Below are 15,487 nucleotides of genomic sequence, written 5' to 3'. Positions count from 1 at the left end.
AGGCTGCGATCTTTTGCTTCTGGCTGCTGATTTTGTGAATTTACAAATCCAGCACACACAAAAACGCCGATGCTCATCACAGGCCATCGGCGTTTTCACACCTTGAAGGGGGTGGTTCAAGCGTCAAATCAGAACGCCGGCAGTACCGCGCCGTTGTATTTCTTCTCGATGAACGCTTTGACTTCCGGGCTGGTCAGGGCTTTGGCCAGTTTCTGGATCGCGTCGCTGTTCTTGTTGTCCTCACGGGCCACCAGGAAGTTCACGTACGGCGAGTCAGCACCTTCAATCACCAGCGCATCTTTCTGCGGGTTCAACTTGGCTTCCAGCGCGTAGTTGGTGTTGATCATGTCCAGATCAACTTCCTTCAGAACGCGTGGCAGCAGCGCCGATTCCAGTTCCTTGAACTTGAAATTGTGCGGGTTCTTGGCGATGTCTTTCGGCGTTGCCAGAGCGTTTTTCGGGTCTTTCAGCTCGATCAGGCCGGCCTTCTGCAGCAGGATCAGCGCACGGCCGCTGTTGCTGCCTTCGTTGGGGATGGCGATGGTCGCGCCGTCCGGCAGTTCAGCCAGGGTCTTGTACTTGCTCGAGTAGCCACCGAACGGTTCAACGTGCACACCTTGCACGGTCACCAGGTACTTGGACTTGTCGTCCTTGTATTTACCCTGGTTGAAGCTGTTCAAGTACGGCAGGGTCTGGAAGTAGTTGGCGTCCAGACGCTTCTCGCCCACTTGCACGTTCGGCTGAACGTAGTCGGTGAACACTTTGATTTCCAGATCCACACCTTCTTTGGCGAGGGTCGGTTTGATCAGCTCAAGAATTTCAGCGTGCGGCACCGGCGTTGCGGCAACCACCAGTTTCTCGCCGGCGTTGGCCAGAGAAGCAGTCAGAGCGGCCGCCAATGCGGTAAACAACAGAACCTTTTTCATGCAGTGTCCTTATCGAAAATCACGGTCGCAAATGGCGACGGCATTTAATACGAGTGCCAGTGAAGTGCTATCTCTGGCGTGAAGCGGACAATACCGGGATTTTTTATTCCCGGACAATAACGTTTATTCACGTTGTTATTCCATTTTACTCATACACGCAGGCTAGACATGTAGGAGCTGCCGCAGGCTGCGATCTTTTGATTTTCAACAAGTTAAAACGTTGAAAAGCAAGATCAAAGGATCGCAGGCTTCGCCAGCTCCTACAGGAGGCCGGCGTTTTTCAGGAGTTTTTTGAGGGCTGCTTGGTCAGTCGTGGAGCCGGTGGCGATGATCTGGTTGATCTGGGCCTCGATCTGGGTCAGTAGCGGCGGCAGGTTCAGGTGTTCCGGGAGGATTTCATCGCCGGTGCTCACCAACAAGGCAAAGTGAATGACGTTTTCCAGCTCGCGGGTGTTACCCGGCCAGCTGTGTTGTTCGAGCACGTGCTGCGCCGCTTCGCTGATCAGCGGCACCGGCAGGTCGAGGCGCTGGCTGTAGATGCCGAGGAAGTACTCGGCCAGCGAGAGGATATCGCCGGTGCGCGCGCGCAAGGCCGGCAGTTCGAGATGGCCTTCGCTGAGGTAGTGATAGAGGCGCTCGTGGAATTTCCCGGCGTCCACCGCTTGTGCCAGATCAATGCTGGTGGCGGCGACCAGACGCACGTCGACAGGACTCGGCTGATGCGCACCGACACGGGTGACTTCATGGTTTTCCAACGCGGCGAGCAATTTGATCTGGATCGGCAGCGGCAAGTCGCCGATTTCATCCAGGTACAGGGTGCCGCCATTCGCCGACCCGAACCAACCGGCGCGACTGCTGGCCGAGCCGCTGAACGTGCCGGCGGCATAGCCGAACAGTTCGGCATCGGCGTAGGTCGGACTGATCGCACCGCAATTGACCGAGACGAATAAACCGCTGCGATCACTGGCGCGATGGATATGGCGGGCGAGCAGTTCTTTACCGGTGCCGGTCTCGCCGCGAATCAACACCGAGATCGAGCGCGGAGCCAGTTGTTCCAGTTCTTCACGCAATTGACGCGAACGCGGATCGACAAACACCAGCGCCTTGGCGCGAATGCTCAGGGGGCTTTTTTCCGCATCGGGAAAGGTCAGCAACGGCTGACCGAAAGTTTCAAAACTCATGGCAGACTCCCGCCCAAAACCGCCGGGAGACGGGGGCGATCAAAGAAAAAAATCAGGCGCGACGGCGGGCGTGGTGTTCCATACGGTTTTGCAGGCGATAGAGATACGCAAAACCCTGCTCCCAACGCTGATGCCCGGACTTCACATTGATGTGCCCGGCACCGGCAAGAATTCCCGCCTCGGCGCCCCAGTTACGCGCCAGCTCCAGCGCTCGCGGCGCACTCACCGCGGCATCGTTGTCGGAGCTGACCACCTGGCTCGGGAATGGCAGCAAATCAGTCGGGATCGGTGCGAAATTGCGCAGCGCGGGTACGCAGGCCGGACGCTCGACATCGGCCGGCGCGACCAGCAAGGCACCGCGCACCTGACGCAGGTAGTGCAGCGGCGCAGTGGCTGCCCAATGGGCAACGGTGATGCAGCCGAGACTGTGAGCGATGAGGATCACCGGCGTGCTGTCAGCGGCAATCGCCTCGGCCAGGGCCGCGACCCAGTCTTCACGACGCGGCGTCAGCCAATCGGCCTGTTCGACCCGCGCACTGTTCGGCAGGCTGTTCTGCCAATGGCTTTGCCAATGATCTTCTGGCGATCCTTGCCAGCCCGGCACAATCAGGTAGCGGATTGATTCGTTGCGCATGGGGAGCTCTCCTGCGTCGTGTCTGTTCCTGAACGAGTATAGGGACGGGATTTATATTCGTTAAGGAATAAGAAGCTATTTATTAAGACCTGAATTGCATATACAAAACCCTATGTAGGAGCTGCCGAAGGCTGCGATCTTTTGATCTTGTTTTTTAAAAATCAAAATCAACAGATCGCAGCCTTCGGCAGCTCCTACAGGGCTGATGTTCGACCAATAAAAAAAGGGCCGCACCCTGCCAAGGAGACGGCCCCGGAAAAACGTAAATCCTGTTACCGCGCGGTGATCACCGACAATTTGGTAATCCCCGCCCGCTCGATCGAAGCCATGGCGCGCGCCACTTCGCCGTAATTCACCCCATCATCCGCCTGCAACTGCACGCGCACTTCCGGGTCCTTGGCCTTGGCCGACTTCAGGTTGAATTCCAGCAAGTCAGGCTGAATCTCATCCTTGTTGATAAACAGTTTGCCGGCACCGTCGATGCTCACCACCAACGGATCCTTCTGCTCGACCGGCGCCACCGCTTCGGTCTTCGGCAGGTTGATCGGTATCGCGTTGGTCAGCAGCGGCGCGGTGACGATAAACACCACCAGCAGCACCAGCATCACGTCCACCAGCGGGGTCACGTTGATCTCGCTGAGCACCTCATCACTGTCTTGCGTGGAGAAGGCCATATCAGGACGCCTCCTTCACTTTTGCCGCGTTGCCCGGCGCTGCAACCTTGTGTGCCGTCGGGTGGATCAACACGCGGAAAGCACTCTTTTGCGCCAGGCTGTAGAAGTCGTGGGCGAAGTCATCCAGATCCGCCGCGGTCAGTTTCAGACGACGCAAAAAGTAGTTGTAAACCAGCACCGCCGGCACCGCGACGGCAATCCCCACACCGGTCGCGACCAGTGCCGCACCAATCGGGCCGGCGACTGTTTCCAGGCTCGCCGAACCGGCGGCGCTGATGCCCTTCAACGCTTCCATGATTCCCCACACCGTGCCGAACAAACCAATGAACGGCGACGTACTGCCGATACTCGCAACCACCGCCAGACCGGTTTCCAGCGAACGGCGTTCGCGGACAATCTGCTGACGCAAAGCCCGCTCCAGACGATCCTGATGGTTGATCGCCTGGCTCAAATCCGTGGCCTGTGGCGCCTCACCCACTTGAATAGCTGCGTAACCAGCCTGCGCTACTCGTGCTGCGGCACCGGGCTGGGTTTCGCTCAATTCAGCGGCGGAATCGAGACTCGACGCCGCCCAGAAGCGTTTGTGAAAACGGCGATCCTGCGCCTTCAGACGACCGAACTGCACAGCCTTGAGCAATGCCAGCCCCCAGGTGGCGACGGAAAAAACCACCAGCAGCCAGATCACCGCGCTTTCGATGGATTCCAGTGGAGATGCCAGTAACGTCATGATGTATTCCCTCGTGTAAACGTTTCGCGCGAATTTGGTTGCGGTTTAATGAATCTTGAAATCGATGGGCACGCTGACCCAGCCGTCCTGGGCGACATCGCCCTGCTTGGCCGGGACGAAACTCCAACGTTTGACGGCGCTTAAGGCCGCGTCGTCGAGCTGTTGCCGACCACTGCTTTTTGCTATCTGAATCTCACCCGGTTTGCCGCTGGCCAACACATGCACGCGCAGCAGCACCGTGCCTTCCCAACCGCGACGCTGAGCCAGTGACGGGTATTCCGGCGCCGGGTTTTTCAGGTACGCGGCGTTGGCCGAAGCGGGCGTCACCGGAGCAGGCGCCGGTGGTGCCGGTGGCGCGGGCGCAGCGACCGGGACTGCCGGTTGGGGTGGCGCCGGTGGTTGCTCGACCGCTTTCGGTGCCGGTTTCGGAGGTTGCTTGACTACCGGTTTCGGCTTTGGAATCGGCTTCGGCGGCGGTGGAGGTTTTACCGCCAGTTCGTCTTCCACCGGCGGCGGAGGCTCGACCACCGGTGCCGGTGGTGGCGGCACGACGACCGGTGGCGCAGGCGGTGCCGGACGCGAGAATTCGATGGTCATCGGTGGAATTTCCGGCGGTACGATCGGCAGCACCGGCGTCGGCTTCTGGCTGATCCAGTAGATCACCGCGCCATGCGCCAGCAACGCCAGCACACCCAGCAGAATCGCTTCGCGCCGGCTCAGAATGCCCTTGGGTGCACGTTGCAGGCGCAACTGCCCCAACGGCACACGATGGGGCCGGCCGAGATCGACCAATTCGCCACTCGGTGCCTGGCGCCACAGCACCTCCTGTGCACTGGCGGCGGTCTGGACATTGCCCATTGATTAACTCCCTGCGGTCTTTTTGCGAAGTACCGGACAGATCGCCGCTACATCCCCCGAGCGACCGGTCGTTGGGTGAATCATTGGAGCAATCGTTTATCTCCGAAAGTAATTTTTATCGATTTATTTAGATCATTAAGGAATATTAATTCTGCTCGTTTCGCTGTGAGCCCCGGCGGGTAAAGGCTTGCGCCACAGTGGAAATTTACAATGCTTTTCAAGCATGAAAAATATTCGGCGAAGGCATGTGAAAACCCTCGTTTCAAGGCGTTTGGCGGATAAATTCGCGTGCTGTCAGGCCGACGTTTCCGTTATTTGCGACATCAGTCCCCATGGCCCTCAGCCGCGTGTACCGCTGATCAGCAGAAAACAGCACCCAGGCCTGCGACACGCCCGAGGTAAATCCGACACTGAAACTGATGGCTACCGGGCCAGAGGAAAGGCCATGCTTGAAGTGATAATTGGCAAATCCCAAGGGATATTCGATCCCAGCCAGCGACAGCGTTCCGCTGCAAGTGCCGTGGCTGTCGTCGCCCTCTTCGAGGGTCAGCGTCGTATTGGAAGATTCGTGGCGATACACGCCGTTGATTGCGGACATGGTCAGCATCCTTGCTAAAGATTGAAAAAAACACGGTAGGCGCTGCCGACGGCTGCGCCTGAAGAGTCAGGGGTGACGACGGAAGTCAGCGGGCAGGCTACTGAGCACGCCATCGAAGGTGACCCGGACGCAATGCCCACGGAGTTCGTGGGTACCCCGCGTCGATGAAAACAGTGACAGGGCGAAATACCCGTGGTCTTCCTGCGCTGCGATCAAGGTGACCGTGGTGGGGGGCTGATAGCCGTTCAGATGGGTGTAACGACCATTGATGATCGCGTAATCAACACCACCGTAATGCAGGGTGCCGCGAAAACTGCCGGTGCGGTCGTCAGAGTCGACGATCGTCAAGGTGGGGCCAGCAAACGTGCTGGAATAAAAAGCGTTTTGCATGGGAAGTGTCATCGCTGCGTGCGGGATTGCGAAACGAGCTTAATAGCGTCTCGCGGTAAACGCTGTCATCCACAGGTAGCCTGCTTCATATGAAAACTACTTATTTCCTGTACGAAAAAGCCGCCAGGCTTCTTGAAAGTCTGGCGGCTTTTTTATTACAAGGGGATTACTGTTTTACAAACTCTCCGGCCAAACCCACTACATCACCATCAAAGTTAGTGCGTGAGCCCACTGCACGAACTTTTGAATAGTTATGATCCGGCGAGAACAAGGTCCAGGACTGATAACCCGTGCCTTCATTCAACGCCGCGAATGTGATGATCGTAGGCTGCCCGGTGCTGTTCTGGAAATGGTAGTGACCGTACGCAATGTCGTAATTCACGCCGTTCTGGCTGAACTTGCCGCTGAACGTGCCGTTGGAGTCGTTGCCATCGGTAATCGTCAGTTTGGCGCCAGCGTTAGCGTTTACATAATTGCCATTAATGCTCGACATGATGCGACTTCCTTTATCGTTGGGATAAGTGTCTTCCGATGAGAGCAAGTTTCCTCCTGGAAACTCACGACTCAGAGAATGGTTCGACATTCCCCTGCTGTCCATTTGAGCAACTAACTAAATTGCAATAAGTACTGTTCGAGTTACTCATAACTTATTGCCAATCAGTCGAACATTAATTCCAAATCAACTAACGGCTGGCGTTGGTCTGTTGCACACCGTTGGCAGGCGCAATCACCGCCGTTTCCGAACGTGGCGTGCCGACGGGCACCCAGTCATAACTCACAGGTAACGCGCGATAGACCCAGTTGCTGATGGCGTCGCTGCCCGGCGCCCTGCCGAGGTACGGACTGACGTATTCCCAGACGTTTTCACCGCTGGCCGTGACCTGGAAAAAGCGCCCGTTCATGCCTTCGTCGATCAACGTGTTGCCGTTGGGCAAACGCCGCGCGCTGCTGATGAACGAACTGTAAAACGCCCACCCCGGTTGTTTCGAATTGGCGGCGCTGTACTGCCAGACGATTTCGTTTTTCACCGGGTCGATTTCCAGCACCCGTGAACCGGAGATCAGCCCCAGAGTGACGTTCGGATAACCTGCCGAACCCTGGTTGTCGAACACCAGCACATTACCGGCGCCAGGCAGTCCGGCAGGAATGATGTGAGCGTCATGCTGGCCGACAAACTGATCCACTGGGCGCGGCAGTGTCCGGGGCGCTTTCGGATTGATCAGCGGCAGATTCGGGCCGAGGCGCCAGACCACTTTGCCGCTGCTTTTGTCGATGATCGCGATGAAGTTGGCGTTGCGTGAATCAAACAGCAGGTTGTCCGGGTTGAAGCGTTTATCACCGGCATCGAACCATTTGTTCGGCCCGACCACACTGAGGTTGTTGATGTGCAGATAATCGGCATCCTCGCTCCCTCGCACCAGTTTCAATTGCTCTGGCGTGAAGCCGAATTCGTTGAGGTGCTCCGACGCCAGCCACTGCCATTTCACCGCACCGTCGGGGCCGACCTCATAGATCGCATCGTCGATCACCTCGGGCACTTTGAAGCCTTTGACCTTGTGCACTTTGTTTGCCAGAACGACGGTGTTGCCGTTGCTCAAGCGGCGCTGATCATGATGCTGCTGCGCCGCGCCACCGGGCGCCTTGTCGCCCCACTGCCAGACGACTTTGCCGTTCCAGTCCAGCTCGCCGACGCTCTGATTGCCCAAGCCATTGCCGGCCGAACCGAGTTTGCCGGGGTCCTTGTCACTCAGTTGCAGCAGCACATGCCCGCGCTCACCGCCGACCAGTTTCGGGTCGATGATCGCTGAGGGAAAACCGGCTTGCGGCCAATTCTTGACCTCGTTGCCGTTCATGTCGATCAGGTGCGTCTGCTTGTCGGCGCCACTGAAAATCACGTACTGATTGAAGGCTTTGTCCGGGTCGTAACGGGTGACACCGGTCGGGTAAACGCTCGGTGCGGCGAAGGCGCCCGCGCTAAACACCGCGCCGGACAACAACAGCGGAAAAGCCGTTTTGATGCGCAACATGATGCAGCTCCTTGAATGACTTATCAGAAGTCGTAGCGACCGGTGACGCCGAGGGTGCGCGGTGTGCCGAGCAGGCCTTCATAGCCGCCGTTGCCGCCCGTCCACAGGGTCGTGTAGTAGGTTTTGTCGAAGGCGTTTTTCAGCCACAGCGAGATGTCCCACTGGCCCTGATTGAAGTCGCCGCGCAGGCCGGTGGAGAGGTTGACCACGGCGTAGCTCGGGATCTGCCCGTAGTCGGAATCCTCGACCGTGCCCACCGCTTTCGAGCGGAAGGCGTAACTGCCGGTGACGTACGGTTCGAAGCCGTTATCGAGATTCCATTTGTATTCGCCGTTGGCGTTGCCGATCCATTTCGAGGCGCCGACCACTTGATGGCCGCTGAGGTCGCAAGAGGCTGGGGCACCCGGCGCCTGGCTGATTTCCGGCGGGCACGGCGCGTCTTTGTAGGAGAGGTAGCTGACGTCGTTGAAGGAGCCGTTGAAGTTCAGGGTCAAGCCGCGCAGCGGGATGATCGTGCTTTCAAACTCGACGCCGCGCGAGCGCACGGAGCCGGCGTTGGTCAGGTATTGCACGCGGTTGACGTCGTCGTAGGCGTTGGTCTGATAGGCGTTGACCTGGGTCCAGAACACGTTGGCATTAAGCTGCAGGCGGTGATCCCACAGGGTGCTTTTAAAACCGAGTTCGGCGTTGTTCGCACGCTCGGTGCCGATCAGCAGCGAGTCGGCGCCGGCAGTCGGTGCGGAGCCGACCGCGAGGTTAACGCCGCCGGATTTTTCACCGTGGGACAACGTCGCGTAACCGAGCACATCGTCAGTGATGCGATAGCTGAGGTTGAGCAATCCGGAAGGGCTGGAACTGTACTGATTCAGATCGCCGGAATCGTAGGCACCGGTGCGACCGCGTCGCGCCGTTGCCGCGGCGCCTGTGACAGCCGCGCCACCGACCGGCGCATCGCGGGTGACCCAGGCATTCTTCTCTTCGTAGGTGCCACGCACGCCAGCGGTGAAATCCAGACGCTCACTGAGGTGCCAGGTGCCTTGTGCGAATAGCGCGAAACTGTCGGTCTTGATGTGACCGTTGCCGACACTGCCGACATTGGCCAACGCACCGCGCGGCGTGCCGTTCCAGATGTCCGCTTGCGGGCCGTAATAGGCGAAGGATTTGTTGTCCAGATCATTGCCGAAGTAGTAGGCGCCGACGACGTAGTCAAAGAACTCGCCCTTGGGCGACGCCAGACGAAATTCCTGTGAGTACTGTTTGTCTTCTACCGAAACACCAGCGTTGTAAGTCGCCGCGACATTGAGACCGTCGTCATTTTTCGGGGTGAAATTCCAGAAGCGATACGAGCTGATCGAGGTCAGGGTGAAATCGCTCGGCAGCGTCCAGTTGGCCTCGACTGACGTACCGCCCTGATGCACGGTGACGTGCTGGTCGTTGTCCAGGTTGACCTTGCGGTGCGAACCGTTGACCAGCGTTGCGCCAGCGGCAGCCGCCCGCGCCGAGTAGAGATTGACACCATTGATCGTCGGCCCGGTGTTGTACAACACGCGGGTGCCGGCGCTGGAATCCTCTTCGTTGTAGTCGCCGATCCAGCGCAGGTTGAAGTCTTCGTTGGGTTTGAACAGCAACTGCGCGCGGAAGCCATCGCGCGAGCCGCCGTTCAAATCATGGCCGTTGTATTCGTTCTTGATGTCGCCGTCGCTACGGGTGCGATAAGCGGAAAAACGCCCGGCCAATTCATCGTTGAGCGGCCCGGAAATCGTGCCCTTGGTTTGAAAATAACCGTCCTCGCCGACCGAGGTTTCGATGCTGCGCTCGGGCGTGAACGTCGGCGCGCGGGTGCTGATGTTGATCACCCCGGCGGTGGTGTTTTTGCCGAACAGCGTGCCCTGCGGCCCGCGCAGAACTTCGAGTTGTTCGATGTCCATCAAGTCGAACACCGCCATTCCCGGGCGCCCCAGATAGACGTTGTCGATGTACAAGCCGACGCTGCCCTCCAGACCATCGCTCGCCGGGTTGTTGCCCAGACCTCGGATCGACACGCTGGATTGCCGCGCATGCATGTAGGCGACGTTGACGCTCGGCACCAGTTGCTGCAAATCCTGAATCCGGTAAACCCGCTGCGTTTCCAGATTCTGGCCGCTGACCACGCTCATCGGCGTCGGCACGTCTTGCGAACTTTCTTCGCGGCGGCGGGTGGTCACGGTCACCGTTTCCAACTGCGAACTGTTCGCCGCTGGTTTGCCTGCGGGTACCGGCGTCGGCGCCTCCGTTTCCGCCGCGTAGCTGTGAGTCCAGCTGGCGCTGCCTGCCAGCAACAGGGCCAGAGGCAGGCGTTTGAGCCGTCGTGGTGTTAGGGGTGACGCGAGGTTCAACGGACTCATGGCGCGGCTCCTGGTCAAAAAACACACAGACATCTTCAGCGCTGCATATTCTTTTAAGTTATTTATTTATGGATTTACAAATATTTACTGCATAAGAGATTGCCTTTATAAGGAGTCGATCTAATGCATATCCAATGCATTTCCCGGATATTTTTTATGTGAAAAATGCATATCGACTTGCGGCAACTTCGTCACTTCATCGCCCTGGCTGAGCAACGCAGCTTTGTCGCCGGCGCGCAGGCCGTGAACCTGTCGCAGTCGGCGTTCAGCCGCAGCATTCAAGCGCTTGAGCACAGCGTCGGCTGTCAGTTGGTCGACCGTGGGCGCAAGGAATTGCCGCCGACCAAACAGGGCCAGGTGCTGCTCGAACACGCGCGGCGGCTGGTCAGTGGCGCGCAGCAAATGGCCAACGAGATCAGCCAGTTCAATGGGCTGGAGGCCGGGGAATTGCGTTTCGGCTGCGGGCCGGCGCCGGCGGCGGGATTGATCCCGCGCGCGATCGGCAGCTTTATCGGTCGCTATCCGAAGGCGCGGGTGCAGTTTCAGGTCGAGGATTGGCAGAGTCTGAGCAAGCGCTTATTGAGCGAAGAGTTTGAATTCTTCGTGGCTGACACGCGGCATTTCGAGGCGGACCCGGATTACCAGACGCATCGATTGCGGCCGCGCAAGTGGCATTTTTGCTGCCGTGCGGGGCATCCACTCGCCGGGTTTGATCGGGTCACGGCCGAGCAGTTGATGAGCTATCCGCTGGCCGTCAGCATCCGGCCACCGAACTTGCGCAAAGTCATTGTCGACCTCAGCGGACGCCCGGATTTCACCCCGAATGTGGAGTGTGAAAACAGCTCGAGTTTACTCAGTGTGGTGCTGCGTTCGGAGGCGATCGGGATTGTCGGCGCGTATTCGGATGCGTTGCACCAGGCCAAGGGTGAATTGGTGTGTTTGCGCATTGAAGGGTTGGCGGATGATCTGGAGGAGTTGTATACGCGTTACGGGATTGTCAGCCGGGCGGGGTATCGGTTGTCGCCGCTGGCGGAAGCGATGATTGAGCAGATCAAGGCGATTGATGCGGTGGATGAGGAGGTGTGTTCGCTGCAGAATTTGGCAGTCTGATCCACCGCTATCGCTGGCAAGCCAGCTCCCACAGGACTCGCGTCGAGCACACATCATCTGAACACTGCCGATACCTGTGGGAGCTGGCTTGCCAGCGATGGCGTCAGTGCAGGCACCGATGCATTCCCTGCATAAAACCCATTCCCCAAATGCACTTGCCGAACACCCCCGCCGACAGCGAAAACCCTCACCTGTCCCACTGACCGGTGAAACCCATGTCCACCCCGCCAAACCCCGTGCGCAACGTGCTGTACATCATGTGCGATCAACTGCGCCGCGATTACCTGTCCTGCTACGGTCATCCGCATTTGCACACGCCGAACATCGATCGCCTGGCCGCCGCCGGCGTGCGTTTCAGCCGCGCCTACACTCAAGGCACGATTTGCGGACCGTCGCGGATGTCGGCGTATACCGGGCGCTATGTCAGCAGCCATCAAGTCGCCTGGAACGCCGTGCCGCTGCCGCTTGAAGAGCTGACGATCGGCGATTACCTGCGCCCTCACGGCATTCGCACCGCGCTGGTTGGCAAGACCCACGCGACCGCGAACATCGACGCCTTGCAACGCCTGGCGATCAACCCGGAGAGCGAACAGGCCGAAGTGCTCAACGAAGTCGGCTTCGAACCGTACTTTCGCCACGACGGCATTTTTCCCGATGACCCGCTGTTCGACGACAAACGCGAATCCGCGCCCTACACCCATTACCTGCGCGAACAAGGTTTCGACGGCAAAAACCCTTGGCACGACTGGGCCAACGCCGCCGAAGGCGAAAACGGTGAAATTCTCAGCGGCTGGCAAATGCGTCATGCGAATTTGCCAGCACGAATTCCCGAGCAACACTCAGAGACTGTCTACACTACAAATCGAGCCATCGACTTCATCACCGAGCAAGGCGAGAAATCCTGGTGTTTACACCTTTCCTATATCAAACCGCACTGGCCTTACATCGTACCGTCACCGTACCACGCTTTGTACAGTACGAAATCGATTCTCGAAGCGGTCCGGGCGACGCCCTCCGAAGCCAGCAAACACCCCGTATACACTGCCTTTCGCCAGCATGAGGAAAGCCTCAACTTTTCCCGCGACTCAGTACGATTGAATGTAATCCCCACGTACATGGGCTTGATCAAGCAAGTGGATGATCAGCTCGGGCGTCTGTTCGACTTTTTGCAGAGCAACGGCCGTTGGGACGACACACTGATCGTGTTTACCAGCGATCACGGCGACTTCCTCGGTGATCACTGGCTCGGCGAGAAGGAGTTTTTGCTGGAGCAGGCGGTGGGCGTGCCGTTGATCGTGCGCGACCCTCGGGCAGCGGCGGATATCACGCGCGGCACGGTGGATGATCGACTGGCGGAAACCATCGATGCGTTGCCGACATTTCTTGCGGCACTGGAGTTGCCGGACGCGGCGCATCGGCTCGAGGGCCGCTCGTTGATTCCGCTTCTTCACGGCGAAAATCCGGACTGGCGCCGCTATGCAATCAGCGAATACGACTACGCCTTTCAGGCGCCGGCGCGCGAGCGACTGGGCCAGCCGATCGACCGTTGCCGGATGACCATGGTGCGCAGCGAGCGCTGGAAATACCTGGCGTACGACGGCTTTCGGCCGCAGCTGTTTGATCTGTTGAATGATCCGCAGGAGCTGCGTGACCTGGGTGATGACCCGGCGTTTGCGGCAGTGCGCGAGGAGCATGCGGGGTATTTGTTTGAGTGGGTGCGGGGGTTGAAACGGCGCACGACGATCAGTCATCAAGAAATTGATTTGCGCGGGCAGCGGTTTCGCTACGGTGAGCCAGAAACCGAAAAGCTCGTGCAAATCGGCGTTTGGTGATTAAAAGCATCGCTGGCAAGCCAGCTCCCACAGGTTTTGCGTCGTTCACATCCTTTGTGTCCAACAACAATCCCTGTGGGAGCTGGCTTGCCAGCGATGGGGCCCGATCAGACGCCGACGATATCTGCGCCTTTGATGGTTTGACTGCGCTGCCCGTTCGCGCCCACCGGCACTTCACCTTTGAGTGTCACTCGACGCACTACGCGATCCTGAGTGCCGTAATCATCAATCGCGTAATGCTGCGTCGAGCGGTTATCCCAGATCGCCACATCACCGGCCTGCCAGCGCCAGCGCACGGTGTTTTCCTGGCGGATCACATGGCTCTGCAACAACCCGAACAGGTGCGCCGAATCCGCTTGCGAATAACCCTTGATGCGTTTGACGAAATGCCCCAGCAGCAAGCTCTTCTCGCCACTGATGGGGTGTACGCGCACCACCGGGTGCTCGGTCTCGTAAACGGTGGAGGTGAAGACCTTGCGATAGCGCTCCAGCTTCTCCGCCGAGACGTCCGGCTTGGCGCTGGCATAGTCGTATTCGTTGCTGTGCACGGCGACCAGTTTGTCGGCCAGCTCACGCAGCTCGGTCGGCAAGCCGTTGTACGCGGTGGCGGTGTTGGCCCACAGGGTATCGCCACCGAATGCCGGTGCCACCACCGAGCGCAGGATCGAGGCTTTCGGATAGGCGTCGACGAAGGTCACGTCGGTGTGCCACGAGTTGGCGCGCTGACCTTCAGCGCCGTCCAGTTCGAGCAGATAACGCGTGCCTTCACGCGACGGCACGGTCGGGTGCGCCACCGGTTCGCCGAGTAAATGAGCGAAGGCTTCCTGACGCTGATCGTCGAGCTGGGTCTGTTCGCGGAAGAACACGACTTTGTACTGGATCAGCGCCTGTTGAATGGCTTCGACGGTGGCGGCGTCCAGCTCACCGGACAAATGCACACCACGAATCTCGGCGCCGATACGACCGGCCACCGGATGAATTTCCAGCGCGTGGACAGCGGGTTTTACGGCGAGTGCGGCATTGCTCATGGGTAGACCCTCATCAACTGCTTACGGTTGGCGGCAGCGAAACAACGCTCTATCTATATTCCATTTACATCTAATAGATATTCACATGCTTCGTTGACGGAATAAGAGCTTGCATTTAAAACCTCTAGCAACCCTCGTCGCAAATGCCTTCGAGCTATTTTTAGGATGCCGGAAAAGCATATGGATCTTCGCCAGTTGCGCTACTTCATCGCCCTCAACGAACACCGCAGTTTTGTCCGTGCGGCGGACGCGATGGGCATCACCCAACCGGCGTTCAGCCGCAGTATTCAGGGGCTGGAGCAGGAATTCGGCTGCGTGCTGGTGGATCGCGGCAACAAGGATTTACGCCCCACCCCCGAAGGCCAAGTGGTGCTGCAACACGCCCTGAGCCTGGTGCAAGGTGCAGCGTTGCTCAGCGCGGAAGTGACGCAAATGACCAAGCTCGATGCCGGTGAGGTGCACTTCGGTTGCGGCCCGGCGCCAGCGGTGAAACTGGTGCCGGATGCGGTGGCGCAATTCATCAACGCGCACCCGAAAGTGCGCACCTGTTTTCAGGTGGATAACTGGGAAAAACTCAGCCGCGCGTTGAGCCGTGAAGAGATCGAATTCTTCATCGCCGACATCCGCCATTTCGAGTCCGACCCGAACTTTCAGACCCAGGCGCTGACACCCAAACGCGGGGTGTTTTTCTGCCGGCCCGGGCATCCGTTACTGGCCAAGGAAAGCCTGTCGACCAACGACATGTTCGACTACCCGTTGGCAACCACGCTGATCCCGCCGGGCATTCGCAAATTGCTGGCGAACCTCAGTGGGCGCATCGATTTTTCCCCGACCATCGAGACCGAGCATTTTCCGGCGTTGGTGAAAGTGGTGCTGCAATCGAATGCGATTGGCGTGGGCACGGAAGAGGCGTTTGTCGAGGACATTGCCAAGGGTTCGCTGGTGTTGCTGCACTGGCGCAATTTGCCGCAGAACCTGGAGAGCATGAATGCACGCTGCGGGATCGTCAGTCGCACCGGGTTCAGGTTGTCGCCGGCGGCGCGGGCGATGATCGAGACGTTGGTGGCGGTGGATCGGCAGGAAGTCAGCCTCGCTGTTTAAAGATCAAAAGATCGCAG

15 protein-coding genes are annotated in these 15,487 nt (G+C 58.6%); 3 read left to right on the top strand and 12 right to left on the bottom strand.

What is annotated here, in order from left to right; genetic code table 11:
- Positions 1-128: 128 nt before the first annotated feature.
- The 11 genes from PMI37_RS13915 to PMI37_RS13865 all read right to left on the bottom strand — a co-directional run bounded on the left by PMI37_RS13915 (position 129) and on the right by PMI37_RS13865 (position 10,399).
- The gene (locus PMI37_RS13915; RefSeq protein WP_007918708.1) at positions 129-926 is read right to left on the bottom strand and encodes a MetQ/NlpA family ABC transporter substrate-binding protein; all 798 of its coding nucleotides are present in this window, start codon (positions 924-926) and stop codon (positions 129-131) included.
- A gap of 260 nt (positions 927-1,186) precedes the next feature.
- Positions 1,187-2,107: a sigma 54-interacting transcriptional regulator gene (locus tag PMI37_RS13910; protein WP_008081788.1), complete on the bottom strand. Its 921-nt coding sequence runs from the start codon at positions 2,105-2,107 to the stop codon at positions 1,187-1,189.
- Between the two features lie 52 nt (positions 2,108-2,159).
- Positions 2,160-2,741, bottom strand: a complete 582-nt coding sequence (locus PMI37_RS13905; RefSeq protein WP_008081775.1) for an alpha/beta hydrolase — start codon at positions 2,739-2,741, stop codon at positions 2,160-2,162.
- 272 nt (positions 2,742-3,013) lie between these two features.
- Positions 3,014-3,415, bottom strand: coding sequence for an ExbD/TolR family protein (locus tag PMI37_RS13900; RefSeq protein ID WP_003220570.1), 402 nt, complete (start codon positions 3,413-3,415; stop codon positions 3,014-3,016).
- 1 nt (position 3,416) lies between these two features.
- Positions 3,417-4,142, bottom strand: a complete 726-nt coding sequence (locus PMI37_RS13895) for a MotA/TolQ/ExbB proton channel family protein (protein WP_008081774.1) — start codon at positions 4,140-4,142, stop codon at positions 3,417-3,419.
- Between the two features lie 45 nt (positions 4,143-4,187).
- A complete protein-coding gene (locus PMI37_RS13890; protein WP_008081773.1) occupies positions 4,188-5,000 on the bottom strand; it encodes an energy transducer TonB in 813 nt (270 codons plus the stop codon).
- Positions 5,001-5,262: 262 nt separating this feature from the next.
- On the bottom strand, positions 5,263-5,598 hold the full coding sequence (locus PMI37_RS13885; protein WP_008081771.1) for a hypothetical protein: 336 nt from the start codon (positions 5,596-5,598) through the stop codon (positions 5,263-5,265).
- A 66-nt stretch (positions 5,599-5,664) separates the two neighbouring features.
- Entirely contained in the window at positions 5,665-5,988 is a 324-nt protein-coding gene (locus PMI37_RS13880; protein WP_008081770.1) for a hypothetical protein, read from the bottom strand.
- A 166-nt stretch (positions 5,989-6,154) separates the two neighbouring features.
- Entirely contained in the window at positions 6,155-6,481 is a 327-nt protein-coding gene (locus PMI37_RS13875) for a hypothetical protein (RefSeq protein WP_008081769.1), read from the bottom strand.
- A 190-nt stretch (positions 6,482-6,671) separates the two neighbouring features.
- Positions 6,672-8,015, bottom strand: coding sequence for an aryl-sulfate sulfotransferase (locus PMI37_RS13870; protein WP_008081768.1), 1,344 nt, complete (start codon positions 8,013-8,015; stop codon positions 6,672-6,674).
- Between the two features lie 23 nt (positions 8,016-8,038).
- On the bottom strand, positions 8,039-10,399 hold the full coding sequence (locus PMI37_RS13865) for a TonB-dependent receptor (protein ID WP_008081767.1): 2,361 nt from the start codon (positions 10,397-10,399) through the stop codon (positions 8,039-8,041).
- Between the two features lie 165 nt (positions 10,400-10,564).
- Between PMI37_RS13865 and PMI37_RS13860 the strand changes: the two genes are divergently transcribed.
- On the top strand, positions 10,565-11,509 hold the full coding sequence (locus tag PMI37_RS13860) for a LysR family transcriptional regulator (RefSeq protein ID WP_008081766.1): 945 nt from the start codon (positions 10,565-10,567) through the stop codon (positions 11,507-11,509).
- 215 nt (positions 11,510-11,724) lie between these two features.
- Entirely contained in the window at positions 11,725-13,341 is a 1,617-nt protein-coding gene (locus PMI37_RS13855) for an alkaline phosphatase family protein (RefSeq protein WP_008081765.1), read from the top strand.
- 107 nt (positions 13,342-13,448) lie between these two features.
- Here PMI37_RS13855 and PMI37_RS13850 read toward each other — a convergent pair whose 3' ends face one another.
- Positions 13,449-14,369, bottom strand: a complete 921-nt coding sequence (locus tag PMI37_RS13850) for a TauD/TfdA dioxygenase family protein (protein ID WP_008081764.1) — start codon at positions 14,367-14,369, stop codon at positions 13,449-13,451.
- A 180-nt stretch (positions 14,370-14,549) separates the two neighbouring features.
- Between PMI37_RS13850 and PMI37_RS13845 the strand changes: the two genes are divergently transcribed.
- Positions 14,550-15,470: a LysR family transcriptional regulator gene (locus tag PMI37_RS13845; RefSeq protein ID WP_008081763.1), complete on the top strand. Its 921-nt coding sequence runs from the start codon at positions 14,550-14,552 to the stop codon at positions 15,468-15,470.
- Positions 15,471-15,487: the final 17 nt, after the last annotated feature.

Origin of the sequence: Pseudomonas sp. GM80 (genome assembly GCF_000282515.1) — a bacterium.
Taxonomy (GTDB): Bacteria; Pseudomonadota; Gammaproteobacteria; order Pseudomonadales; family Pseudomonadaceae; genus Aquipseudomonas.
Note: the sequence above shows the minus strand (reverse complement) of the source record. Positions and strands in the feature narration are given on the sequence as shown.